General features: G+C 57.8%; 20 protein-coding genes, 1 pseudogene and 2 riboswitches. Of the genes and pseudogenes, 11 read left to right on the forward strand and 10 right to left on the reverse strand.

Annotation, left to right across the window (positions count from 1 at the left end; genetic code table 11):
- Positions 1–47: 47 nt before the first annotated feature.
- Positions 48–1,721 carry an ABC-F family ATP-binding cassette domain-containing protein gene (locus CR155_RS12400; protein ID WP_102070337.1) on the forward strand — a complete coding sequence of 558 codons (1,674 nt, stop codon included), beginning with the start codon at positions 48–50 and terminating at the stop codon, positions 1,719–1,721.
- Between the two features lie 55 nt (positions 1,722–1,776).
- Here the strand turns inward: CR155_RS12400 and CR155_RS12405 are convergent, their stop codons facing one another.
- Complete coding sequence (locus CR155_RS12405) at positions 1,777–2,907, reverse strand: extracellular catalytic domain type 1 short-chain-length polyhydroxyalkanoate depolymerase (protein WP_102070338.1); 1,131 nt, start codon at positions 2,905–2,907, stop codon at positions 1,777–1,779.
- Between the two features lie 21 nt (positions 2,908–2,928).
- Positions 2,929–3,345: a ribbon-helix-helix domain-containing protein gene (locus tag CR155_RS12410; protein WP_102070339.1), complete on the reverse strand. Its 417-nt coding sequence runs from the start codon at positions 3,343–3,345 to the stop codon at positions 2,929–2,931.
- A 106-nt stretch (positions 3,346–3,451) separates the two neighbouring features.
- Between CR155_RS12410 and CR155_RS12415 the strand changes: the two are divergent.
- The 3 genes and pseudogenes from CR155_RS12415 to CR155_RS12425 all read left to right on the forward strand — a co-directional run.
- A pseudogene (locus CR155_RS12415) lies at positions 3,452–4,262 on the forward strand (NYN domain-containing protein); the annotation flags it as partial.
- Between the two features lie 192 nt (positions 4,263–4,454).
- Positions 4,455–5,453, forward strand: coding sequence for a serine hydrolase (locus CR155_RS12420; protein WP_158238266.1), 999 nt, complete (start codon positions 4,455–4,457; stop codon positions 5,451–5,453).
- Positions 5,454–5,858, forward strand: a complete 405-nt coding sequence (locus tag CR155_RS12425) for a hypothetical protein (RefSeq protein ID WP_102070342.1) — start codon at positions 5,454–5,456, stop codon at positions 5,856–5,858. It begins immediately after the preceding gene.
- Between the two features lie 14 nt (positions 5,859–5,872).
- On the opposite strand, the gene CR155_RS12430 is transcribed toward CR155_RS12425, so the two are convergent.
- The 5 genes from CR155_RS12430 to CR155_RS12455 form a co-directional block, all read right to left on the reverse strand.
- Complete coding sequence (locus CR155_RS12430; protein ID WP_102070343.1) at positions 5,873–6,238, reverse strand: flagellar basal body L-ring protein FlgH; 366 nt, start codon at positions 6,236–6,238, stop codon at positions 5,873–5,875.
- Positions 6,239–6,377: 139 nt separating this feature from the next.
- Positions 6,378–6,941, reverse strand: a complete 564-nt coding sequence (locus CR155_RS12435; RefSeq protein WP_102070344.1) for a DUF2231 domain-containing protein — start codon at positions 6,939–6,941, stop codon at positions 6,378–6,380.
- A 2-nt stretch (positions 6,942–6,943) separates the two neighbouring features.
- Positions 6,944–8,383 (reverse strand): ethylbenzene dehydrogenase-related protein, encoded by a 1,440-nt coding sequence (locus CR155_RS12440; RefSeq protein WP_102070345.1) that lies wholly within the window; start codon positions 8,381–8,383, stop codon positions 6,944–6,946.
- Between the two features lie 896 nt (positions 8,384–9,279).
- On the reverse strand, positions 9,280–10,587 hold the full coding sequence (locus CR155_RS12450; RefSeq protein ID WP_102070347.1) for an LLM class flavin-dependent oxidoreductase: 1,308 nt from the start codon (positions 10,585–10,587) through the stop codon (positions 9,280–9,282).
- Positions 10,587–11,369 (reverse strand): 3-oxoacyl-ACP reductase, encoded by a 783-nt coding sequence (locus CR155_RS12455; RefSeq protein ID WP_102070348.1) that lies wholly within the window; start codon positions 11,367–11,369, stop codon positions 10,587–10,589. Before CR155_RS12455 ends, CR155_RS12450 begins: the two co-directional genes overlap by 1 nt.
- A 48-nt stretch (positions 11,370–11,417) precedes the next feature.
- A riboswitch (TPP riboswitch) is annotated at positions 11,418–11,524 on the reverse strand.
- 97 nt (positions 11,525–11,621) lie between these two features.
- Positions 11,622–11,730, forward strand: a riboswitch (TPP riboswitch).
- A gap of 97 nt (positions 11,731–11,827) precedes the next feature.
- Here CR155_RS12455 and CR155_RS12460 point away from each other — a divergent pair.
- The 5 genes from CR155_RS12460 (at position 11,828) to CR155_RS12480 (ending at position 17,818) form a co-directional block, all read left to right on the forward strand.
- On the forward strand, positions 11,828–13,270 hold the full coding sequence (locus CR155_RS12460) for a sodium:solute symporter family protein (protein ID WP_102070443.1): 1,443 nt from the start codon (positions 11,828–11,830) through the stop codon (positions 13,268–13,270).
- Positions 13,271–13,337: 67 nt separating this feature from the next.
- On the forward strand, positions 13,338–14,051 hold the full coding sequence (locus CR155_RS12465) for a haloacid dehalogenase type II (protein ID WP_102070349.1): 714 nt from the start codon (positions 13,338–13,340) through the stop codon (positions 14,049–14,051).
- A gap of 81 nt (positions 14,052–14,132) precedes the next feature.
- Positions 14,133–16,328, forward strand: a complete 2,196-nt coding sequence (locus CR155_RS12470) for a TonB-dependent receptor (RefSeq protein ID WP_102070444.1) — start codon at positions 14,133–14,135, stop codon at positions 16,326–16,328.
- A gap of 12 nt (positions 16,329–16,340) precedes the next feature.
- Positions 16,341–17,591, forward strand: a complete 1,251-nt coding sequence (locus CR155_RS12475) for a PepSY-associated TM helix domain-containing protein (RefSeq protein WP_102070350.1) — start codon at positions 16,341–16,343, stop codon at positions 17,589–17,591.
- Positions 17,588–17,818 (forward strand): DUF3820 family protein, encoded by a 231-nt coding sequence (locus tag CR155_RS12480; RefSeq protein ID WP_102070351.1) that lies wholly within the window; start codon positions 17,588–17,590, stop codon positions 17,816–17,818. Before CR155_RS12475 ends, CR155_RS12480 begins: the two co-directional genes overlap by 4 nt.
- 20 nt (positions 17,819–17,838) lie before the next feature.
- Here CR155_RS12480 and CR155_RS12485 read toward each other — a convergent pair whose 3' ends face one another.
- The 3 genes from CR155_RS12485 to CR155_RS12495 form a co-directional block, all read right to left on the reverse strand.
- The gene (locus tag CR155_RS12485; RefSeq protein ID WP_102070352.1) at positions 17,839–18,228 is read right to left on the reverse strand and encodes a flagellar protein FlhE; all 390 of its coding nucleotides are present in this window, start codon (positions 18,226–18,228) and stop codon (positions 17,839–17,841) included.
- A 160-nt stretch (positions 18,229–18,388) separates the two neighbouring features.
- Positions 18,389–18,553, reverse strand: a complete 165-nt coding sequence (locus CR155_RS12490; protein WP_102070353.1) for a DUF1328 domain-containing protein — start codon at positions 18,551–18,553, stop codon at positions 18,389–18,391.
- Positions 18,554–18,622: 69 nt separating this feature from the next.
- A complete protein-coding gene (locus CR155_RS12495) occupies positions 18,623–18,823 on the reverse strand; it encodes a CsbD family protein (RefSeq protein WP_102070354.1) in 201 nt (66 codons plus the stop codon).
- Positions 18,824–19,227: 404 nt separating this feature from the next.
- Between CR155_RS12495 and CR155_RS12500 the strand changes: the two genes are divergently transcribed.
- Positions 19,228–20,949 (forward strand): VRR-NUC domain-containing protein, encoded by a 1,722-nt coding sequence (locus CR155_RS12500; protein ID WP_102070355.1) that lies wholly within the window; start codon positions 19,228–19,230, stop codon positions 20,947–20,949.
- Complete coding sequence (locus tag CR155_RS12505) at positions 20,946–23,219, forward strand: ATP-dependent DNA helicase (RefSeq protein WP_102070356.1); 2,274 nt, start codon at positions 20,946–20,948, stop codon at positions 23,217–23,219. The genes CR155_RS12500 and CR155_RS12505 overlap by 4 nt, the downstream gene beginning before the upstream one ends.
- Positions 23,220–23,229: the final 10 nt, after the last annotated feature.

The following is a 23,229-nucleotide window of genomic DNA, read 5'->3' on the forward strand; positions in this document are numbered from 1 at the left end:
AATGCTACAATAAGAACCCCTTTTGCGCAGTTCTCTCGCCCTCCCCAATGATTATCCTCAAGAACGTGACCTTGCGTCGCGGCAGCAAAGTATTGCTCGACAAGACATCCGTCACGCTCAATCCCGGTGAAAAAGTAGGTCTGGTCGGGCGCAATGGTGCGGGCAAGTCTTCCTTGTTCGCCGTGCTTAACGGCACATTGCACGAGGATGGCGGCGAATTCTCCATACCGGCGCAGTGGCGTATGTCGCAAGTCGCCCAGGACATGCCCGAAACAGAGCAAAGCGCCACCGACTTCGTGGTCGAGGGCGATACGCTGTTGCTGGCGGCGCAGACCGAAGTGACGGAGTCCGAAACCAGCGACGATGGCATGCGCATGGCGCACGCCTATATGGCGTTGCACGACGCGGGCGCACATGACGCGCCGGCGCGTGCGCAAGCGCTCATCCTGGGCCTGGGCTTTAGCGTCGCGGAGCTGGACCGGCCGGTGAACAGTTTTTCAGGCGGATGGCGCATGCGTCTGCAATTGGCTCGCGCGCTGATGTGCCCGTCCGATCTGCTGTTGCTCGACGAGCCGACCAATCACCTGGATCTGGATGCCCTGGTTTGGCTGGAAGCGTGGCTGAAGAACTACGCGGGAACCATGGTGGTAATCAGCCACGATCGGGAATTCCTGGACGCCGTGACCAACGTGACGCTGCATATCGATCACAGTAAGCTGGTCCGCTACGGCGGCAACTACAGCAAGTTCGAAGATATGCGTGCCGAACAGATGCTGCTGCAACAGGCTGCGCATGCAAAACAGCAGGAAAAAGTGGCGCACCTGCAAAAATTTATCGACCGCTTCAAGGCCAAAGCCAGCAAGGCCAAGCAGGCGCAAAGTCGTGTCAAGGCGTTGGAACGCATGGAAAAGATTGCACCCATGCTTGCCGATGCCGATTTCCAGTTCGAATTCAAAGAACCACTCAGCCTGCCTAACCCCATGCTGTCCATGTCCGCCGCCAGCTTCGGTTACCCGGCGCCCCACGATGCGGCTCCGGGTACGCCTCCCACCGTTATTGTGCAGAACATCAACCGCTCCGTATTGGCGGGGCAACGCATCGGTATCCTGGGTGCCAACGGCCAGGGCAAGTCAACGCTGGTCAAGACCATTGCCGGCGCGCTCCAGGCTACAGCGGGTGAAATCATCACCGGCAAGGGCCTGAACATCGGCTATTTTTCCCAACAGGAACTCGACGTCCTGCGGCCTGCGGACAATCCTCTGGAGCACATGATACGGCTGGTACGCGATACGCCCGCCAGCGTGCGTCCAAGTGCAATGGACTGTCGCGAGCAGGGCTTGCGCAATTTCCTGGGCACCTTCAACTTCAACGGCGACATGGTCAAGCAGAGCGTGGGCAGCATGAGCGGCGGCGAAAAGGCGCGCCTTGTGTTGTGCATGATCGTATGGCAACGCCCTAATCTGCTGTTGCTGGATGAGCCCACCAATCACCTGGACCTCGCCACCCGCGAAGCGCTGAGCGTTGCCTTGAACGAATTCGAAGGTTCGGTCATGCTGGTCAGCCATGACCGGGCTCTGTTGCGTTCAGTGTGCGACGAATTCTGGCTGGTATCGCGTGGCGGCATGAAAGACTTCGATGGCGACCTGGACGACTACCAGGTCTATCTTTTGGAAGAAGCCAAACGCCAGCGAGAGATCGCATCGGCGCGCAAGGCCGCATGATGTCCCCGCTGCGCGACTGACCGCGACACGGGCTTATGCACGACGCCTGGTGCGTTCAGTTTTTGGGCTGGCGTGGATGTTCGAAAAAGAAACGGACCATCTCCTGGGTGGCATCCGGTCCGCGCTCGTCGGTGTAAGACCCCAGGCGGCTGCCGCCAGACCAGGCGTGTGGCGCGCCATGCACCAGCCAATACTCCGCAATGACCAGCCCGTCGGCGGCACGATGAACATGCCGTGTGTGCGCACGCTGGTCACCGCCGCCTATGCGTTCGGGCTTCACCGTCGTACCGGTTCCAACCGCCGCACTGATGACTTGCTGGCCATTGCCATGATGCACGGTGGCATCGGCATCGCCATGGAACACAATAGTTGGTACCCCACTGGCGGAACCACGCAGACCGGTGCCCCCGCCTTTCATGGCCGCCAGTGCCGAAGGCAGGTCGGCCGCGGCCCCAGACGCCAGCCCCGAATGGATCCCGACGGCCGCATACAGGTCCGGATAAGCCTCGCCCATGATGGCGGCCATTGCCCCCCCGGCTGACAAGCCCGCGATATAGACACGTTCTGGATCGATGATGTGCTTGGCCATGATCTGGCGCGTCATCCCCGCCAGCAAGGCCGGCTCGCCGCGGCCGCGAACCTGATGATTGTGCTTGAACCAGTTCCAGCAACCTTGGGGATTGGCTCGGCGCGACTGCGCTGGATATAACACGAAAAAATCCTGTGTCTGCCCCGCTTCGTTCATCTGCGTGCCGGCGGCAAAATCGTCGGGGTCCTGGGTGCAGCCGTGAAGCATCACGATCAGGGGTAGCGGACGAGTTCCCGCAGCGGGGGGAATGTAGAGCTTGTAATCTCGACGCGTGCCACCGTCGGCATAGTGACCGACGGTGAAGCCGGAGTCAACCGTCGGCCGCGCCTGATCCGGAGCGGATCGGGGCACGTCGCGCCGGATCGGTTCATGACGGGTCGAGTCAGAGATATCACGCATCTCAACGTCGATGACCTCCCCTGCATCGGAAGCGTATCCACCGCCGTTCCGTGCTGGTTCGCATCCAGTTCCGGTACCGGCTGCGACGCCGGCGCCGCGCATTGCGGATTGTATGGCGGCCATGGCTCCCTGCAAATCGCCGGAGCGGGTCATCTGGGTGGCTTCTATCATCAAGCGATTCAGGTCCAGTGTGGGCATAGTGTTCTCGATTAAGTAGGTTCAGTAGATGCGGCTGGCCAGCGCAGCCTTCACCGCCGGACTCGCGTGCAGCGCGCCCAGGACCGTAAGGGATTCGATGGTGGCAAGCGCAAGCTCGGGGGTTACGTCCGGCGCAATGGTGGCCAGACCCAGGACGCGAATTTGCAGCGTCTGACCCGCCTCTTGTACGGCGCGCAGATCGGCGGCACTGTAGTGCTGGATGCCAAGCACCAGCGTCTTGCGCGATACAACCTGTCGGACAACATCGGCGTGCGCAGCGAGCTGGTTGCGTATGGCAGTACGGATCATGTCGGTGCGATTGGCATAAAAGCCTTCCTGCACCAGCAGTTCAATTTGGCCAAGATCGACACAACCAAGATTGATAGTGATTTTCTCGTCGACAGGCTTCAGAGATTTTGAAGGAGTTGGATTAGACATGTGACCATCCTATCACCATCTGCATGGATGGTAAAGCGTAAATTTACCGTGGTGAACGAAAAGCTGCACTACCATGCAAACTGGAATATTCTGCAAAGGAAACGAGATGGCTTCCCAACCTGATAATGCCAGCATGGCGTTGTTCTGCGACTTCGAGAACGTTGCGCTTGGCGTGCGCGACGCCCGCTATCATGAGTTCGACATCAAGCTGGTGCTCGAACGCCTGCTCTTGAAAGGCAGCATCGTGGTCAAGAAAGCGTATTGCGATTGGGATCGCTATAAAAACTTCAAAGCCACCATGCACGAGGCAAATTTCGAGCTGATCGAGATTCCCCATGTACGCCAGTCAGGGAAGAACTCCGCCGATATCCGACTGGTCGTGGACGCACTCGATCTTTGTTATACCAAAGGACATGTCAACACGTTCGTGATAATCAGCGGTGACTCCGACTTTTCCCCCCTGGTGTCCAAATTGCGCGAAAATGCCAAGCAAGTCATAGGTGTGGGCGTAAAGCAATCCACATCGGACCTGCTCATCGCCAATTGCGACGAGTTCATTTTCTACGATGATCTTGTTCGTGCCACGCAGCGCAACGCCGACCAGCCCGTCCGCAAAGACACAATGATCGATCACGACACGCCGCCTGCCGCAGGAGACAAGCGCAGCGTCGACGAAGTCCAGGCATTGAAAGCCGAAGCCTTGAGAATTGTGGTGGACACGTTTGACGCCCTGCTGTCGGAACGCGGCGAAGGTGGAAAAATATGGGCGTCGACCCTGAAACAAGCGGTCAAGCGTCGCAAACCGGACTTCAATGAAACCTATTACGGCTTTCGAACATTTGGCAACTTGCTGGAAGAGGCGCAGGCCATGCAACTATTCGACATTGGTCGCGACGAGAAGTCGGGCATCTATGTCCATAGCACCCAGGCGGGGAAAAAACCTAAGCCGCCCGTGCGGGCACGGCGTAGCCGCATAACCACGCCCAAACAACAAGCCGAAACCGGTGACGAACAAGCGGATGCCATTGTGCCGGCCAGAGCAGTGCGCAAGCAAGCCAGTCGTACGCGCCGCAAGCCTACTCCAACTTGACCCCGACAGGAGCGAATTCATGAATCGCAGAACCTTGCTACGTCTCGCCGCACTGGGTACATTTTCTGCCGCAACCCTTAACAGCAGCCACGGTCGCTCGCTGGATGATTCCGAACTGGAAAGAGCGCTGAGAACGTTTGGCGACCAATCCCCCGACAGTGCTTCAGCCAGCATCGTGATCGAAGACGGCCTGACTACAGTACGACATAGCGTCAACGCCGATTTACCTCTTTTTGTCGGCAGCGCAATCAAGACATTTATTCTCGCCCAATACCTGAAAGAAGTCGAAGCAGGACGTCTCTCCGAAGAGGCACAACTGGACGTGGGGCCCAAAGTATGGTCGCCCAGCAGCCCGGTGCTCATCCATCTTCAAGGTACAACCACCGCGCGCAGCGTGCTCGAGGCCATGATCGCGCATAGCGACAACACGGCCACGGATATTGCCCTCAACACAATCGGACCGGACAAGGTACGTGCCTTGATCAAAAGTGCGGGGCTCGATCAGACACGCATACCTGATTCGACGCGCATACTGTTCTCATACTTGGCCGGCGCACCAGAAGGCACTGACGTAGGCTGGGCAGGCATCTCGAAAGTGATGGCGGGGACTTTACCGGGGCCGCCGCGCGCGGCCATCAACGACCACCAAACCATGGTCAGCACCGCTGCCGAAATGACCGACTGGTACCGACATGTCTTGGCCGGCAAGTATTTTGAAAAGCCCCAGACCCTGGCCGAATTCAAACGCATATCCGCCATGGCCGGCGCTATTCCGCAAACCATTCCACTCGACATCATGGGCTATGGAAAAGGAGGCAACTTAGACTGGAACGGATTCCATTGTTTCAGCCTGGCAGGTCAGATGGTGTTGCCAACACAACGCGTGAACTTTTGCTTTACCATCAACTGGACCGGCGACGACGCCAGTGTTCCTACAACGTTCAGTAACTATATAAAGCAGTGCCGACATCTGCTGCGCATGGTGGCCGCCGCGCAGCTTCCTTTAAAGGTGAATTGAATGTTTTTCACCCTGCTGCTGGCCACCTTCCTCATTGCCTCTATCGTCTCGCTGATTGTCGTGCGCATCTTCGACAGGCCCTTGAACCGGATCCTGGACCGGATTATCCAGGACGACATTGCCTCGGCATGGCGTCGTTACATCACGTTTGCGGCACTTGTCGTGGGAATTTCAGGTGGCGTACGCATTTACGAACTGGAGCGCTACATCGAGCCGCCCCAGAAAGATCTCGCGCCGCTTGTGCTAACGACCGAGCGGTGGGTGCTGGAGATTTATCGAACGATAATCGAATGCCTGCAAAGCATCGCCTGGATGTATCTGGTGGTGTTCGTGTTCGCGCTTATCGCCTATGTCATCGTAAAAATAAGCGAAATCAAGCAACAGCGTGCCGGCCGGACGGATTGAAATGCCGGCGGGCGCTAACGACCCCGGTAGTGACCGCCACGACCATGGCGATAGCCGGGGTCGCCTCGGCGTCCGCCGCCATGCCAGCCATCGCCACCCCGGCGTCCGCCGCCATGCCAGTCACGATGACCGCGATGAGGGTGACGGCCGCTGTAAGAGCGAAAGCCAAAGTTCAGAAATACGGGGGGACCCGCGTACCACGGGTCGACGTAGATCGGCGCAGCAGGGGATGCATAAACGGGTCCAGGTGGCGGGTAATAAACGGCGCCGCCGGGATTATAGTAGGCGCGCGTCGTGCCGTACATGGCGCAGCCGCCCAGCAGCGACACCAGTATCGAGGCCAGTACGATTCGGCGCACCACGTAGCTTACAATTTTCATAGTGAAAAATTAGACAGCGCGAACATGGTGGGAGGGATTTAATTATTCCGGAATAGAAGCCCACAATTAATCCGGAAAATGCAAGTTTAAGTGAGTTTAAACGATCGTAGCGGGTTGTTCGGAAGCTCTGAGGTGGAATTTATTTCGCGTGGTGGTAAAAAGTACGGCGAGCCCACTCCCCAAGGCCCAATAGCAAGACGGAAACGACCAAGATGGCTGCCAGGGTCATATTGGGTACGTAGTAGGTCGTATAGACATCCCAACCCAGCATGCGCAGCGCCACGGAGACTTCGGTATAGATGCCCACCAGATGACCGCCCAGCGTGCCGGTAATTCCTAGCAGCGCGCTACCCACCAGCGCAAAACCGGCCATGATCCAGCGCGACAAGCCATTCCACACGGCCTCACCACGGCGCCACCGAACAACCAGAACCATCGCCCAGTAAGTGATCGTCCAACTCGCAGCCAGAATGTGGTTACGGCCGAGTGCGGACGCAGAAATGGTTTCCCACGGCCAGACCAGCAATCCAAGGGCGAAAGCAATGATCCCGAAAACTAAACTGACGCTGAGCAGCGGCACGAGTGCCCGATCCACCGCATGGGCCAAGGCTCCGCCAGAAAAAGCACGCAACAGAATTGCCAGTGTGGCGGTGATCCATAACGCAATGGGGAAGTGCACCATTAAGACGTGATAGGGGGCCATGGTCAGTCTCCTTGCTTGCTTCTGAGCAATTGGTTAAGGGCAAAGCCGAAGGACACGATTAAGGCGATTCCGGCGAACAGTGTCCTCAGCCACTGGCGGCGGATTTCTTCGGCGAATTCAGCTTCAATGCCATATTGCGTAAGTTGAGCCTCGCTGTGGTGGGTGGTCACAGGCTGTCCCTTGCGGATGAACTCGGCACCCGCATGCTGGACGCTGTTGAGCATGGGCCAACTGACCTGACCAGGGTAAAACAGGGTGACTGTCTTCCACTGCTGGTCCCAGGACGGCTCACTGGCTTCGAAACGGCTGGCGACTACGTCGGCATCACGTCCCAAACCGAGCGTGACCGGCAGCGAAATGTTGTGCCAACGGCTGCCGTTTGCGTTCCGATGAACGCCGAAAGCCAGGTTGTAGACCCGTTTGTCGACGAAAATCTTGTCGTCTGCCGGGTGGCCGGTATCCATGGCACGCTTCAGGGTTACTTCCCAGAACCCGTCTTTCCAGCGTCCGCTGCCAAGCACCCGGATGTCCGCATGCGATCCATCGCCGCGTCCACGTAGCAACAGACGGCGCGGTATGGTATCTCCTTCTTTCCACGCGAAGTTCGGGTCGAAAGGCGCTGCAGTGTCGTCCGTGATGTAATAGACATCGTCAAAGCCAAGCTTGCGCTGGGCCAGATCGTCCCAGTTCAATGCCCGGTGATTAGTTTTCTGCGGGTCCAGCATGAACTTGGGCTGCTTTTTCTCTGGATCCCAATTGGTGGAGAAGGCCGCCTTGCCTGCATCGCCGGATCGGGCATCGAAGACGTATTCATCGTCGGAAGCATTGACCGGGTTGCCACGATGTGCGCGCCAGTGCCACAGATCCAGGAAATACCCGCCCTTGCGTAGTGCTGCCAGTTCATCTTCAGGCACAACGGAACGCCAGTCGTTGATGTCCGTGCGAGTTGCCGGAAGATACTTGCGAACCTCCTCCTGCTTGCGCTTGCGTCCAAGATACGGATGGGCCTCCACTTCCTCTTTCTTGGCCTCATGGGTGAAAAACCGCATGCTGTCGCCAATAGTGATGTAGCCGCCATAGCGGGCGAACTCAGGGACGCTGCCATCGTCCACCATCATCGACACCCGGTCCTCGTAGATGCCCTCGGTTTGTGGCCCGGCGACGCTTTTTCCAAGCCGAACCCATTTGCCGCCTTCGAACTTCAGCATGTCGTGATAGATCGATGGTTGTTTCGCCGGCCAGCGGTATCGGAAAAATATATCCGTCCCGTTATAGGCAACCTTGACCTGCAACGGCATGGTCAACTCATCCGGGATGTAGATATTTCGCTCGCGATCGTTATGGACCACCACGGTGCCATGCGTAAACCACGACAGCAGCAAGGCGCCCAAAAATAAAACCAGGGCGGCAAGAAGGCCCTTGCCCCGCAAATCATTGCTCATCTTGTTCCCCTTGTTGAGATTTCAATCCCCGATCGCCTGTTTCGGCCCGGAAGTGTTCAGCTTCCCAAGCTGCTGCACTTACCTTCCGATCCCCGCAGGCGCTCCGGATAGCGTACTTACAAAACCAATATCCTGATATCAGTATTTCGAGTACGACAAATTCAACCTAGGTGCTGTATTGTTCTTTTATCTGTCGTGCGACATGATCAGTATTTACTATTTCGACACGTTTATATTTGATTTGAATCAATACTTGAAATATAAATTCATGGTCGAGACCAAGTTAATGGCCGGTACGTCCGCTAACTGGCTGCGTGACTCGTCAACGAACGTTGCGGCCGTCCGTCTCGATTATGCCAAGATCGCCGCGCGGAAGCTCCGAAGGCGGATTAAATTTCGCATGGTGGTAAAAAGAGTCATTGGCGAAACTCCGGCTGCTACGAGTTCCTTTGCGGCCCCTTCATTCAGTCCGTCACGTCAGCATGTCAGCCTGCAGCGGAGCCCGCCGGCGGTCATAATGAATTCGTCCGCGCGCATACTTTCCCGTTTAATTTGATCCGTTTCCAGTTTATTTAACACCGTTTTCGGGTTAAATTTGGTCCGGCTTACTTGTAAAGGTTCGGTCGCAGTCCATCGCATGGGCAACAATATGGTCGGGCATATCGAAATGCCTGGCGGAGTCTTTCAGCAACTTCAAAATACGTTCTCGCAAAGTCGGGCTCCTGGGCAAAAATCTGTGTGAATGCAATGAGCGTAATGAATGATCTTCCGCTATTTGGCCCCGAATATCCATACGCTTGATACCGGTAGGTCAGTTGGTTAATGGGGAAAACCCGCAAGCTTCCATCCCGACCCGACCATCTTTTTAACCCATCGACATTGCCGTTTAATGACCGTCAGTTCGCCGAGGGTCGCGTCAGACCCAGATGTTCGCGCAGTGAGGTCGTTTCGTAGTCGCGGCGAAACAGGCCTCGCTTTTGCAACAGCGGCACAACCTGGTCAACAAAGTCTTCAATGCCGCCAGGCAAGGATGGCGGCATCAGGTTGAACCCGTCGGCCGCTTCGTTGCGCCACCACCGTTCCATTTCGTCGGCAATGGTTTCCGGCGTGCCAATCATCGTGCAATGTCCTCCACCAGCGGCCAGTCTGCCCAGCAATTGCCGCAACGTAGGTTTCTCGGTTTCGATGATACGCAAGACTGTTGCGTAACGACCTTTGGGTCCCACGAACTCTTCCAGAGGCATCAATGCAGGCACCGGAGCGTCCAGATCCCAACAGGTGCAGTCCCGGCCGATATACATGCTCAACTGTCTCAAGGCGTCGGGTGCTGGCAATAATTCATCAAGCTCGCGCTGCTTGGCCCGCGCCTCGTCCTGGGTCGAGCCGATATAGGTGACCAGGCCCGGCATGATCGGCACCGGATCCCGGCGACCGGCCGCCCGCACACGCGCCTTGATATCGCAATAATATTCCTGGGCCGCGGCCAAGTCGTAGGCTACCGCGTAGATGGCTTCAGCGCGACGCGCGGCGAGATCCCTGCCCTGCTCGGATGCACCGGCCTGGAACAGGACCGGGTGACCCTGTGGCGGACGCGGCACGGTCAAAGGGCCATCAACACGGAAATGCTCTCCCTTGTGATGGATCGCATGCACCTTGTCGCTGCGGGCATATACCCCTTTCCGGTCCAGCTCGAGCGCATCATCGGTCCAGGAATCCCACAGACGCAGGACAGTATCCACGAACTCTTCCGCGCGGGCATAACGCCAGGCGTGGTCCGGCATTGCATCGAAATTGTGGTTGCGCGCTTCGGCATCGAACATGGATGTGACGACATTCCACCCCATGCGGCCACGCGAAATGTGATCCAGCGAAGCGACCAGCCGCGCGGCATGAAATGGCGTGTAAAACGTGCTGGAGACCGTGCTGATCAATCCGATATGCCGGGTTGCGCGGCTCATCGCGGCTAGCGCCGTAAGCGGTTCCAGGAACCAGCGCGGACCATCCGCCACATTGTCTGCTGACTGTCCATCGGCAAAGAATACGGCGTCCAGCTTGCCGCGTTCCGCCGTCTGTGCCAGCTCTTCGTAATACGCGATGTCGCCCAGTCGCTCGACGGACGACATCGGATGGCGCCATGCGGCGCGATGATGTCCGCAGCCGAAGATGAACAGGTTTATGTGCATGAGCTTGCCGGAATCGTTCATCAGTTTTTCACCAATCCGCCGTCGACAACCAGATTCTGCCCCGTTATCGAACGCGACCAGGGCGCTGCAAAAAACAGCACCGCGTCGGCGAATTCGTCGGGAGTGGTCACGCGGCGCAGCGGCGTGCTGGCGGCAATCAGGTTGAACACGTCCTCCGGCGTGGCGGAAGACGCGTCAGTGGTACGCAGCAACCCTCCGGAAACCATATTGACCGTAATTCCCTTCGGTCCAAGATCGTGAGATAACGTTCGGGTCAGCGACAACAATGCCGCTTTGGCCGCCGTGTAATCGTGGTAGGGAACGACAGGATTCTGGAACAGATTGGTGCCAATATTGATAATGCGACCGAAGCCCATTTTTTCCATCCCTGGAAGAGTGGCTTGCGTGGTATTCAGCGCGCCCCGGACGATGCCCTGGAATTGCTGTTGAAGGTGGTCCCACGTCAGAGTATCGGCGTGCGGGCGGAGCTCGCCATTAAAGGAAAATGCCGGCAAGGCATTGTTGACCACCGTAGTGACGATTATGCCAAAGCGTTCTTGCGCCTGTTCGACGAGGGAACGAACGGCTCTTGCATCGCTGACGTCCGCTTGCACCGCCATTGCCCGCCCTGCTGATGACTCCTCTATCGTCCGGGCGGCTTGGGCGCTATTCAAGTAGTTGACGATCACCCGCGCGCCTTCGCGCAAAAAGGCGCGCACTACGTGTTCACCGAGGCCGCGTGCGCCCCCCGTTACAAGAACCAATTGTTGGTTGAGTGGGATCGCTGTGGTGCTGTCTTGCATGGCGGACCTTTGAAATAGACGAAGGTATGCTCATGCACGTGGCGCCATGCGCCGAAAGGCTGACATCCCTTCGCCAGCATGAACTGGATCAGGTTCGACGGGTGTTATCTCAGCCTCAGCCATCAATGACGTGGAGGGCACCCCGTGTCGTGATCGGAAACCATAGCACAATCGACGGCATTCGGCTTTGAAATTAATACATCTTGCACGGGCACTCGATTGACAATGCCATGTGGCTGACCTAAGCTTTGCGCCTGTTCCTGGGGGAGTCCTTTACGGGCTGAGATTCCGCATTTGCTTGCGGTAACCCTTTGAACCTGATCCGGGTAATGCCGGCGAAGGGAAGGAAATTCATTTAGCACTGTCTTTCCCCCTTACATCACATTCCGGCCACGCCCATACATGCGGGCCACATGGTTTGCAAAAGTTCCGGCACACCGGACTACTGGGAAATTGGCATGTTTGCGAGTACATCAACGATTTTATGGCTGCTGCTTTTCGCGGCGGGCTTTGCTGTTGCCGGCGTGGCCTACGCCCGACATGATCGGGGCAGCCTTGAGGACTATATTGTGGCGCGCAATAGTCAGTCTTCTCTTGCAACCATAGCGACCCTGCTGGCGTCCACGTTGGGGGCCTGGATACTATTTGCGCCAACGCAGGCCGCTACGTGGGGCGGCCTTTCGGCTGTCATAGGCTACGCGCTCGGCGCGATGTCGCCACGATTGCTCATGATACCGCTGGGTCAACGCATGCGCGAATTGATACCACAGGGGCACACACTTACGGAGTTTGTGATCGTGCGTTACGGCCGGCCTATGTATGGACTGGTCTTACTTATTATGCTGTTCTATATGTTCATTGCGTTGACGGCTGAAATTACCGCCATATCCAAACTGGTGGCCTTGCTCGCGCCGGTGCCATTATGGGTCACCGCCGCCATCGTGATGGGAGCCACACTGCTCTATACGTCCTACGGCGGGATACGCGCTTCCATATTCACCGACAAAGTACAGATGCTGGTGATCGTGCCCTTGCTTGTGCTGCTGATCGTGCTCGGCTGGCGGGCCGCGGGGGGGGCAACGCCGGTTATGGAGGGGTTGCGTACACATGCGCCGCGGCTCCTGAGCCTGACGGACCCCCTGGGAATCAAGGCCGGCCTGACCTTTTTCGTTGCCATCCTGCTGACCGGGCTGTTCCATCAAGGCAACTGGCAACGCGTTTATGCGGCGCGTGACAGCCGCAGCATGCGCAACGGCTTCCTGTTGGGTGGGCTGCTTGCCGCACCCGTCATATTCATCATGGGCATGTTCGGACTCGCATTCGTCGGACTTGGCCACTCCAGCGATAGCTCGGTGGCACTGTTCACTGTATTGATGCCCGGTGTTCCGGACTGGTTTGCGATTGCGCTGATCCCGCTGGGGCTGGCACTGGTGATGAGCACGGCCGATACCGTCATCAGCGCTGTATCAAGCATTATCGCCGTGGACATGCGCCGCTTGCTGCCCAAGACCGACAAGGCGGCGCTCATGGGCTTGTCGCGCTGGCTTATCTTCCTGCTTGCCGTTCCCGTGCTGATCGCTGCTGCCCAGGGTTACAGCGTGCTCTACCTTTTTCTGCTTGCCGATCTGCTGTGTTCGGCTGCCGCCTTCCCCGTCTTCTTCGGACTGTTCAATCGCCGGTACCATGGGACCACAGCGTTCGCCAGTACCCTGTGCGGGTTGATTTCCGGCCTGCTGGTATTTCCTGGCCCCAGCGAAAAGCCCGTTTATTTGCTTGAGTCGTTCCTGCTTGCCGCCATCGTTCCCATCATCGTGTCCGCGATAATGCTGCAATTCTCGAGCATCCGCCCGCAGTTTGATTTTGCGCGGCTTAACGCAGCCATCCGCAATCTCGATGACTAAGCCCTGCTCGATCTTCGATACCGCTGGTATGATCGATTCAGTGTCCCGAGCGGTTCAGGAAAAATAAATGAAAGCCTTTTGTTTCGATGTATTCGGCACCGTGGTTGACTGGCGTAGCGGAATCGCACGCGAGGCCGCGGGCTTCTTTTCACGCTACGGACTAGCTGGAATAGATCCCTACGAATTCGCCGCTGCCTGGCGGACTTTGTATCAGCCGGCCATGGAAGCGTGCCGCAGCGGCAAGCGTCCCTTCACCCGGCTTGATATCCTGCATCGCGAAAACCTTGTCGTCGCGTTGGGCAACTATGGCGTGGATGTCGCCCAGCTGGACACCAATGCATTGGATCAACTCAATACGGCATGGCATCGACTGGACCCCTGGCCCGATGTAGTCAGCGGCCTGACACGGCTCAAGCAGCATTACATCATTGCTCCCGCATCCAATGGCAATATTGCATTGATGGTCAATATGGCCAAGCGCGCCCACGTCCCGTGGGATGCCATACTTGGCGCCGAGGTGACCCAGGCCTATAAGCCGTCACCGCCCGCGTATACGCGCATGGTCGAGATCCTTGGCTTGCCATCCAAAGATGTTTGCATGGTGGCGGCGCACAACTCCGATTTGCACGCGGCTCGCGAATGCGGTCTGAGCACTGCCTTCGTTGCAAGACCGAAGGAGCACGGCCCGCAGCAGGCCAGCGATCTTGAACCCACCGAAGACTGGGACATCGTTGCGCGCGACTTCGATCATCTTGCAGACCTCGTTCTGCCAAAAAACTGATCACAGCATGGTAATGAATTGACCCACGTCCGCGCGTAAGCAATAATGCGGATCGTTCTCAATTACAAACACACTCTTATCATGCACACACGTTTCCTTTTGCATGCGGCGATTGTCGCCGCCTTCGCGAGCGCGTCCGCGCACGCGCAATCCGTCGCAGCGGAAACCTCTGTAGAGACACTGGCGCCGGTTACAGTACAGTCCAGTGCCGACGCCTCTGCGGGGGGCCTGCTCCCGGCGTACGCGGGCGGACAAGTCGCCCGGGGAGGTCGCAAGGGCTTGCTGGGTAATCTGGATACCATGGATACCCCATTCAACAGCATGGAGTACACCAGCCAGTTGATCAAGGACCAGCAGGCTGCCAGCGTGGCCGACATCCTGGAGAACGACCCCGGCGTGCGCATTGCGCGCGGCTTCGGCAACTACCAGCAACTGTATATGGTCCGCGGTTTTCCGTTGTATTCGGACGACATCACCTATAACGGCTTGTATGGCCTGCTGCCACGGCAGTACCTTGCCAGTGAATTCATCGAGCGCCTGGAAGTGTTCAAGGGCGCCAATGCGTTCCTCAATGGAGCGCCGCCCGGTGGGTCAGGTGTTGGCGGCGCGATTAACGTGGTTCCGAAACGCGCGCCCAACACGCCATTGTCGGAGGTGTCACTGGGTTGGGAAAGCGGCAATCAGGGCTATGGGGCGGTCGACCTGGCCCGGCGTTTCGGTCCGGATGAAAACACGGGAATACGTCTGAATGCGGTGCGCCGCGACGGCGGTACAGCGGTGGATCAGGAAAAGCGCAAACTTGGCGCCTTTGGCATTGGTCTGGATTGGCGTGGCGAACGAGTCCGCCTGTCCGCAGACCTGGGCTGGCAAGAGCACAAGCTTACCCGCAGCCAGCCTAGCGTCAACATTTCCGCAGGATTGCCCATACCATCTGCGCCCGACCCCGCAAATAGCTTTGCTCCTCCTGATACATTCTCGAATGAACGTGATTTGTTTGGGACTATCCGGGGCGAATTCGACATCACCGATACCGTGATGGCGTGGGCGGCCATTGGGGGTCGCAGCAGCGACGAATCATCATCTCTGGCCACACCGACCGTCACCAATCTGGCCGGCGACACAAGCGTCAGCAGTTCGGCATTCTCACGCAAGGACATCATTAAGACTGGCGAAGTGGGGATACGCGCAAAGTTCAATACGGGCAGCATTGGCCACACTATCAACGCTTCTGCCAATCACTTCCGCTTCGATAGCCGACAGGCCTATGCCTTTTACGATCCCACATCATCCAATCTCTACAACCCGGTGAACAGACCGCATTCCAGCGTAATTACTTTTTCGGGCGGCACACTGGGCGATCCGCTGCGCAGTCTGAGTACGCGCACCACCAGCTTCGCCATCGCCGATACGATCTCATTTGCCCAGGACAGCGTCCTGTTTACTGTAGGTCTGCGCCATCAGAAGATCGACAATCGCTCATACAGCTTCAATACCGGAGAACTCCAGCCGCCAGTCAACAGCACCAGCCGTATTACGCCGGTCGCCGGCTTAGTCGTGAAAGCCTCCGATGAGATATCCCTATATGCCAACTATATTGAAGGCTTGACGCAAGTCGGCGCTGCGCCAGCCTTCTATGGTTTCCCGGCCAGCCCGGTGGTAAATGCCGGCGAAGTATTCGACCCCTTCCAATCCAAGCAGAAAGAAATCGGCATCAAGTTCGACGGTGGAAAAATCGGCGGCAGTCTGGCCCTCTTCGCCACCGATCAGCCGGCCGCCTTTGTGGACTTCACCACCGGGATATATGGCAGCAACGGAAAACAGCGCAATCGCGGCGCTGAACTGACCGTGTTCGGCGAACCCATGCGCGGCCTACGCTTGCTGGGCGGCGTTACATTGCTCGATGCGAAGCAAGTCAGTACGCAAGGCGGCCTCACCGACGGCAAGCGCGCCATAGGGGTGCCTCGCACGCTGTTCAACGCAGGTGTGGAATGGGATGTGCCTTCCGTGGAAGGCCTGACACTGACTGGCCGGGCCGTGCATACCTCTTCCCAGTACGCGGATGCCGCCAATACCCAGACCCTGCCGGCCTGGACTCGCTTCGACATAGGTGCCAGGTACATCACCGAAATAGAAGGCCGCATGGTAACCCTGCGCGCCAGCGTGGATAACGTGGCGGATAAGAACTACTGGGCTTCCGCTGGCGGCTACCCGGGAGCGAATTATTTGGTACTGGGCGCGCCTCGCACGCTCATGCTGTCCGCTGCGGTCGAGTTTTAAACGGGTATCTGGGTGAGAGTTATTGCAACACTGCTGCACCGATGGGCCGGCCTCGCGATCGCGCTTTTCCTGATTGTTGCCGGCCTGACCGGCGCAATCACTTCCTGGGACCACGAGCTCGACGAATGGCTTAATGCCGACATCATGGAGACTCCCGGCCGTGGGCCGCTGCGCGATCCGATCGCCTTGGCAACTGCGGTCGAGGCGGCCGACCCCCGCATTGAGGTCAGCTACATCTCGCTGGGTCTGGTAGAAGGGCATGCTGCTTCCTTCCTGGTACGGCCACTGACTGACCCAGCAACCGGGCGCCCTTACGTCATCGACTACAACAACGTGTTCGTCGACCCCGTAACGGCACAAATCACCGGCCACCGCGATTCACTGGCTATTTCGCTGTCACGACGCAGTCTCATGCCATTTCTGCGGCATCTGCACTATAGCCTGCACATTCCTGCGTTCTGGGGCACGGATCGTTGGGGCTACTGGTTAATGGGCGGCGTCGCCCTGGTGTGGCTGGTTGACAGCTTCGTGGCTCTATACCTGACGACCCCGCGCCGTCTACGTCAGGCCAACGACGCCCCACAACGGCACCGCAAGCCAGGAAGTTGGTGGCAGCGTTGGAAACCTTCGTGGCTATTGCGCTGGAAGGACGGTGGCTACAAGCTTAATTTTGACTTGCACCGTGCCGGAGGACTTTGGGTCTGGGGCATCATACTGGTGGTTTCCTTCACATCGTTCTCGCTGAATCTTTATCGCGAAATCTTCTACCCCGTCATGTCCCTGGTGTCGCAGACCACACCGGGGCCTTACGAAACGCAGACACCGGCGCCCTATGGCACCTATCTCGAACCCAAACTCGGCTTCACAGATGCCGTACGCGTGGCCCAAACCGAAGCAAAGCGCCGCGGCTTTGAAACCTCCGCGGGAGGCATCTACTACGGCGGCGACTATGCCTTCTACAATGTCTCGTTCTTCGATCCGGAAAATGAAATGGGAGCCACGGGTATGGGCCTGTCCAATCTTTATATCGATGCGAACGACGGCACTGTGCTGGGCGAACACCGGCCATGGAAAGGCACGGCGGCGGACATTTTCGTGCAGCTGCAACTTCCTTTGCATTCGGGCCGCATCCTGGGTATGCCTGGACGCATCATGATGTCGTTGATGGGCGTAATGGTCGCCATGCTGTCGGTGACCGGCCTCGTGATTTGGGAACGCAAGCGCCGTTCGCGCCGACTGCGCGCGCGCCATGCTGCCCTATGAAGCCTGAAGACCTCGAACTGCTCGTGAGGCGCACAATGCCTTACGGAAGATACAAGGGCAGGATTATTGCCGACCTGCCTGGCAACTACTTGAACTGGTTTGCGCGTGAAGGATTCCCACCGGGAGAAATAGGCCGGCTGCTGATGTTGATGCAGGAAATCGATCATAACGGACTCGGCGCACTGCTGGATCCACTGCGCAAACGCGGCGGGTCCGGTACAGCTTGATCGCCGACTAGCTCGACGAGTTAGGGCCGGTACCACACCACCACGCTGCCCTTCACAAACACTGGCGATGGCAACGGACCGGGATGCGCAGCAACCACGGTGTGCACCAGATACAAAGGCTTGGAAGCGTCAAGGCCGTCGAACTCATGTGTGCTGACGCTGGCGCCAGTCAGGCTGACGCAACGGTCCGTCCCGTTCCAGCACAAGCGGGTCGTGATCTGCGCATTACCCTGGTAAGAACGGCTGGCCTGGACACGAGTAATGCGCGATGTCGACGTCAGTGTCGCAGACGATCCCGGTATATGGCGTGCAACAATGGCGACGTTTTTATGGTTGATTGCCGGGCTCACCGTGTCCTGCGACCACGCATGATCACCTGCCTGCACTGGCCCGACGCAAATCAACGTCATTGCGCCCGCAACGGCCAATCTCCGGTTTATCTTTAACGGCACGTGTTAATTCATTGGTTTCGATAAAAAGTCCGCACGCCCAAAAGCCTGCGGACCCCAAACATAGCTGACGGTTGCGAGGCAAGAATTGCCCCGCTGTCGGCCGCCTGCAATCGTAGCGCTATTTCTTTCTGAAAAATCCGCTTAACAAGGCGAGCACAGCTAGCACGATGAAGATGAAAAACAGGATCTGTGCGATAGACGCCGCCCCGGCTGCAATACCGCCAAAACCGAAGACGCCGGCAACAATGGCAATAATGAAAAAGACCACTGCATAATAAAGCATAACACTTCCCCCTTCTTATTTAAGCTTCCAGGTACATTCGCTTCTTTACGTGTCGAGAGAATGCAGTACTCAACGGTTTTTATCAAAGAATTCGTTGACTTCGCGTTCCGCTTCTTCGCGAGTACGCCCGTATCGTTCCTGGATAAGGCCGGCCAACTGCTCAGCATTGCCATTGATTCGGGTAAGTTCGTCGTCGGTCAGGTCGCCCCATGCTGCCTTCGCCTTACCCGCCAACTGCTTCCATTGGCCTTCGAGTGTGTCTTTATTCATGGTTTACTCCCTTAATTGACAACTGCGGCACGACGTTACTGCGACGTGCCACCGAGATGGCGTGAGGACATATCAATCCGGTCACGCTTGGTATTAGCCTATCCGTTTGCGCCAATACCGGTCAAGGCGAAAACGTGGGGAATGTAAGTAAGCCATTACAGCCCGTTGCCGCGATACCGCGTGAACGACACTCTGACCGGTCTCCTGTTTTTTCCTTGAGTATCACGGCCCGCGTACCTACTGCACCTTGCCGTGCGAGGTCAAAAAGCGCATGCGGTTCGGTTCGCAGGGTAACAATCACTTAACCTAAAGGCCTTACGGTAACAAGTACGCGGCGGCGTCAAACTGATAAACTGTACATAAACCCAGTTCATTCGACCTTTGTTTCGCTATCTTTACCACCCATGTCCTCTACGAATACGCTGGCGAATCCCTGGTACTACCTGGAAAACTTCGAATTCGTCCTTCGATGGATCGAACAACGCTACAGCGACCTACTTCTGCCTGAAGAACGAAACCAGATATCACGCTTTCTGCTTCTGCCGCGTCCCGCCCGTGGCCTACTGACACGCATGGTCATGCGTAAGGGCAACTTGTTCAGGGCATCCAAGCTGAACTATCCAGAGATCGGCGATGCGCTCATTGCCGCTGAGGGCCTGGGCGACCAGGGGTGGATCAGCGAGAACCCACTGCTTACCCTCGACGAATTGTTTGGCCTGCTGAGCAAGGCAGAGATCACAGCGCTATTCCGCCCGCTGCTACTGGCGGGCAAGGTCGCCACGTCGGTGAAAGCAACGCAGCTGGCCTGCCTACGCGCGAGTTTTCCAGATTCGCTCCGGCTTACGCAATGGATAAGCCTGGGTGCTTCCATGGGCTGCGAGGCAAATGAACTCGTGCACGAAGTGATCTATCGCGAAAACATGAACGCACTGGCAGACCGCTTTCGCCTGATGTTCTTCGGCAATATGCGTCAAGACTGGAGCGAATTCGTGCTGGCGGACCTGGGGCGCTATGTGTACGAGAAGGTGGACTTCCCGGAAACGTCACGAGCTTTCCACTCCCGTGAAGACATCGACGCGTATTTGCAGCTGCATCAAAGCAGAGAGCGGCTTGCGGCCGGTATTGCCGCAGGCGATACCGGCATCGTCGCCGAAATCGCCGTAACCATGCCGCCTCGCCATGACAATGACTGGATCGAGACACGACGGGGAAAGCTGCTGTTTCATCTAGGCCGATACCATGAGCGCCTGGGCAACTGGACCGATGCGCTGGGCTGCTACACAGCGTGCTCCTATCCGCAGGCCCGTGGGCGTCGCATACGCGTACTTGAACGCGCCGGCCGCTACGGCGAGGCCGTAGAAATCGGCACAATTGCCGCACAATCGCCAGAAAGTGAAGCCGAGCAGCAGCTCCTGGAACGTATGATGCCGCGCCTCCATCGCCGTATCGGTCTGCCATGGCAGTGTCGTGAACGCGCCCGTCCCTTGCCGCACTCCCGCCTGCGGCTGCCAACCCTTGCGCCACCTATGCGCGTCGAACGGCAGGTCCGCGATCATCTACACGAGCAGACACCTGACGCCCCCGTTTTCTATGTTGAAAACACGCTCATCAACACCCTGTTCGGACTGTTGTGCTGGGAAGCCATCTTTGCAGTCATACCGGGCGCCTTCTTCCATCCCTTCCAGCCTGGTCCGGCCGACCTCCTGCATGCCGATTTCCATGTCCGCCGCGAGTCTCAATTCGCTTGCAGCATGGGGCAGCTGGCATCTGGAAAATACAAACACACCATCCAGCAGAATTTCGTACGCAAGGCAGGCATACAGTCGCCCTTCGTGGCCTGGGGCATCATCACAGCCCAGGTTCTGGATCACGCCCTGTCCTGCATTCCCGCAGCGCATCTGGAGCTTGCCTTCAGGCGGCTGATGCACGACGTGCGCAATAATCGCTCAGGCTTTCCGGATCTGATTCAGTTCTGGCCGGCAGAACGACGCTATCAGATGATCGAAGTCAAGGGCCCGGGCGACCGCCTTCAAGACAACCAGATACGCTGGCTGGACTACTTCCACAAGCATGACCTGCCGGTCTCGGTGTGCTATGTCGACTACGAGGCGCTTTCTTTCACATGACCTACACCGTCGCCGTGCGTACCCTCTGCGAGTTCACCGCCAAGCGCGGCGACCTCGACTTGCGCTTCACGCCGTCGCCCACCGCTCAGGAAGGGATCGAAGGGCATGCGGCGGTGCGCGCCGGGCGAGGACCGGGTTACCGGTCAGAAATAAGCCTCACAGGCCAGTTCACCGAACTGCGGATCCGTGGGCGCGCCGATGGCTACGATCCCGACCTGAATCAACTGGAGGAAATCAAGACATTTCGTGGTGACCTTGATGCCATGCCGGCCAACCATCGCGCCTTGCATTGGGCACAGGCCAAGATCTACGCCCATCTGCTTTGCCAGGACTTGGGCCTTGACGAGATCAAGGTGGCGCTGGTTTATTACGACGTCATCCAGCACAAGGAAACGTCAATGGTGCAGGAATGTTCAGCGGCCATGCTCGAAGATTACTTTCAACGGCAATGTCGCCTCTTCATCGATTGGGCTCGGCAAGAAGTTGCCCATCGTGCCAGCCGCGACCAGAAGCTGGAAGCATTGCCCTTCCCGCACGCATCGTTTCGCCGTGGCCAGCGTCCGCTGTCTGAAAGCGTTTACAAGGCGGCCAGGCAGAATCGTTGCCTGATGGTCCAGGCCCCCACAGGAATAGGCAAGACGGTGGGCACCCTTTTTCCATTGCTCAAGGCCGCGCCTGGCGTGGGGCTGGATAAGGTTTTCTTTCTCACCGCCAAGACATCGGGGCGGCAACTGGCGCTGGACGCGCTAGCCGCGCTTGACCCCATCCCCTCAGACGGCAGCTTGCGCATCCTGGAATTGACTGCCAGGGAAAAGACATGCGAATACCCGGGACAAGCGTGTCATGGTGAGGCTTGCCCGCTTGCCCAGGGCTTCTACGATCGCCTTCCGGCTGCAAGGCAGGCGGCTGTGGCGGCGGGTACGCTTCATCGATCCATGCTGCGCGACATCGCCTTGCAACACCAAGTTTGTCCCTATTGGCTGGGACAAGACTTGACCCGATGGAGCGATGTCATCGTCGGCGATTACAACTATTTCTTCGATGGTTCAGCGCTCTTGTACAGCCTGGCGACGAACAACCAATGGACAGTGGGCGTGCTCGTCGACGAAGCGCACAATTTGCTGGAACGCGCGCGAAAAATGTACAGCTGCGAGCTGAACGAATATGACTTGAAAAGCTTGCGCCGGACCGCCCCACCCGCGCTGAAAAAAACATTGACCAGTCTTGCGCGGTGCTGGCGCGATACCTGGCGCGACCAGACCGCCAGTTATCAGGCGTACGACCAGGTACCTATCAAATTCCAGGGCGCTCTACTGCGAACGGGCAGCGCCATCACAGAATACCTCGCCGCACACCCGCAAGATACCAACAGCGCGTTGCAGCGTTTCCAGTTCGACATCCTGCACTTCTCGCGGCTTGCCGAGGTATTCGGAGGTCACTCGCTCTTCGACATCACCCTGCGCGGCGACGATAAGGCGTCAGACGCAGCCAGCTCGGTCGTATGCTTGCGCAATGTTGTGCCTGCGCCCTTCCTGACCCCGCGCTTCGCGGCCAGCCGGGCGACGACACTTTTTTCTGCAACGCTAAACCCCTGGACCTTTTACCGCGAAACCCTGGGCTTGCCCGATAATACTGCCTGGGTGGATGTGGAGTCCCCCTTCGAGGCCAGTCAGCTGCACGTACGTATCGTTCCGCAAATATCCACACGCTATCAACATCGCGCCCGGTCCCTCAGCCCGATTGCCGACCTCATGGCCAGGCAATATCGCGACCTACCCGGCAACTATCTCAGCTACTTCAGCAGCTTCGAGTATCTTCAACAAGTGCTTGACGAGTTTGTCCAGCGTTATCCACAAATCCCTGTGTGGAAGCAGGCCCGCAACATGAGCGAAACAGCGAAATGCGAATTCCTGGAACGCTTCAAGCTGGGCGGCGCGGGCATCGGGTTCGCCGTGCTGGGCGGCGCGTTTGCCGAAGGCATAGACTTGCCGGGCCAGCAGCTGATCGGCGCGTTCGTATCCACATTGGGGCTGGCGCAAACCAACCCGGTCAACGAAGGACTGCGCGGGCGGATGGCCGCGGCCTTCGGCCACGACAAGGGCTACGACTACACCTATCTTTACCCGGGGATCCAGAAAGTCGTGCAGGCGGCAGGCCGCGTGATCCGCAGCCATAGCGACCAGGGTGTGGTGTACCTCATCGATGACCGTTACGCGCAGGCACGCGTGCGCCGGCTCCTGCCGGCCTGGTGGCACGTGCAGTCGGAGTAAAGCCGGCTTT

This window comes from Pollutimonas nitritireducens (assembly GCF_002849615.1).
Lineage (GTDB): Bacteria > Pseudomonadota > Gammaproteobacteria > Burkholderiales > Burkholderiaceae_B > Pollutimonas > Pollutimonas nitritireducens.

What these genes read in the sequence shown, in the direction of transcription:
- CR155_RS12400 (WP_102070337.1), top strand. Translation starts at nt 48, where the DNA reads ATGATTATCCTCAAGAACGTGACCTTGCGTCGCGGCAGCAAAGTATTG.
- CR155_RS12405 (WP_102070338.1), bottom strand. Translation starts at nt 2,907, where the DNA reads ATGCCCACACTGGACCTGAATCGCTTGATGATAGAAGCCACCCAGATG.
- CR155_RS12410 (WP_102070339.1), bottom strand. Translation starts at nt 3,345, where the DNA reads ATGTCTAATCCAACTCCTTCAAAATCTCTGAAGCCTGTCGACGAGAAA.
- CR155_RS12420 (WP_158238266.1), top strand. Translation starts at nt 4,455, where the DNA reads ATGAATCGCAGAACCTTGCTACGTCTCGCCGCACTGGGTACATTTTCT.
- CR155_RS12425 (WP_102070342.1), top strand. Translation starts at nt 5,454, where the DNA reads ATGTTTTTCACCCTGCTGCTGGCCACCTTCCTCATTGCCTCTATCGTC.
- CR155_RS12430 (WP_102070343.1), bottom strand. Translation starts at nt 6,238, where the DNA reads ATGAAAATTGTAAGCTACGTGGTGCGCCGAATCGTACTGGCCTCGATA.
- CR155_RS12435 (WP_102070344.1), bottom strand. Translation starts at nt 6,941, where the DNA reads ATGGCCCCCTATCACGTCTTAATGGTGCACTTCCCCATTGCGTTATGG.
- CR155_RS12440 (WP_102070345.1), bottom strand. Translation starts at nt 8,383, where the DNA reads ATGAGCAATGATTTGCGGGGCAAGGGCCTTCTTGCCGCCCTGGTTTTA.
- CR155_RS12450 (WP_102070347.1), bottom strand. Translation starts at nt 10,587, where the DNA reads ATGAACGATTCCGGCAAGCTCATGCACATAAACCTGTTCATCTTCGGC.
- CR155_RS12455 (WP_102070348.1), bottom strand. Translation starts at nt 11,369, where the DNA reads ATGCAAGACAGCACCACAGCGATCCCACTCAACCAACAATTGGTTCTT.
- CR155_RS12460 (WP_102070443.1), top strand. Translation starts at nt 11,828, where the DNA reads ATGTTTGCGAGTACATCAACGATTTTATGGCTGCTGCTTTTCGCGGCG.
- CR155_RS12465 (WP_102070349.1), top strand. Translation starts at nt 13,338, where the DNA reads ATGAAAGCCTTTTGTTTCGATGTATTCGGCACCGTGGTTGACTGGCGT.
- CR155_RS12470 (WP_102070444.1), top strand. Translation starts at nt 14,133, where the DNA reads ATGCACACACGTTTCCTTTTGCATGCGGCGATTGTCGCCGCCTTCGCG.
- CR155_RS12480 (WP_102070351.1), top strand. Translation starts at nt 17,588, where the DNA reads ATGAAGCCTGAAGACCTCGAACTGCTCGTGAGGCGCACAATGCCTTAC.
- CR155_RS12485 (WP_102070352.1), bottom strand. Translation starts at nt 18,228, where the DNA reads ATGACGTTGATTTGCGTCGGGCCAGTGCAGGCAGGTGATCATGCGTGG.
- CR155_RS12490 (WP_102070353.1), bottom strand. Translation starts at nt 18,553, where the DNA reads ATGCTTTATTATGCAGTGGTCTTTTTCATTATTGCCATTGTTGCCGGC.
- CR155_RS12495 (WP_102070354.1), bottom strand. Translation starts at nt 18,823, where the DNA reads ATGAATAAAGACACACTCGAAGGCCAATGGAAGCAGTTGGCGGGTAAG.
- CR155_RS12500 (WP_102070355.1), top strand. Translation starts at nt 19,228, where the DNA reads ATGTCCTCTACGAATACGCTGGCGAATCCCTGGTACTACCTGGAAAAC.
- CR155_RS12505 (WP_102070356.1), top strand. Translation starts at nt 20,946, where the DNA reads ATGACCTACACCGTCGCCGTGCGTACCCTCTGCGAGTTCACCGCCAAG.